This is a genomic window from Parachlamydia acanthamoebae (assembly GCF_000875975.1).
GTDB classification, from domain to species: Bacteria; Chlamydiota; Chlamydiia; order Chlamydiales; family Parachlamydiaceae; genus Parachlamydia; species Parachlamydia acanthamoebae.
In genome coordinates this window covers 1-228 of sequence record NZ_BAWW01000049.1, presented here as the reverse complement: position 1 = coordinate 228, position 228 = coordinate 1, and the positions used below count along the sequence as shown (strand labels likewise).

1 protein-coding gene is annotated in these 228 nt (G+C 40.4%); it reads left to right on the top strand.

Annotation, left to right across the window (positions count from 1 at the left end):
- Nucleotides 1–228: hypothetical protein (locus tag AOM43_RS08615; RefSeq protein ID WP_152618857.1), on the top strand; the 228-nt coding region annotated here is incomplete at both ends.

Here is a 228-nt window from a genome sequence, read left to right as displayed (position 1 = left end):
GATGGTTCCATTGAAAGAATGACCTACACGCTCGATGGAAATCTGGAAGAGAAAATCGAAAAAAATGGAATGCGAACCGTTTATACCTATGATTATAAAGATCGTGTTCTGACAAGCGAATCATTTTCTCCCGAAGGAGAACCCTTAGGAACGCATTCCTATGAATACTCGGCTTTCCATCTTCTGAAAGAAATAGATGCAAAAGGGCATGTAACCACCTATGAGTAC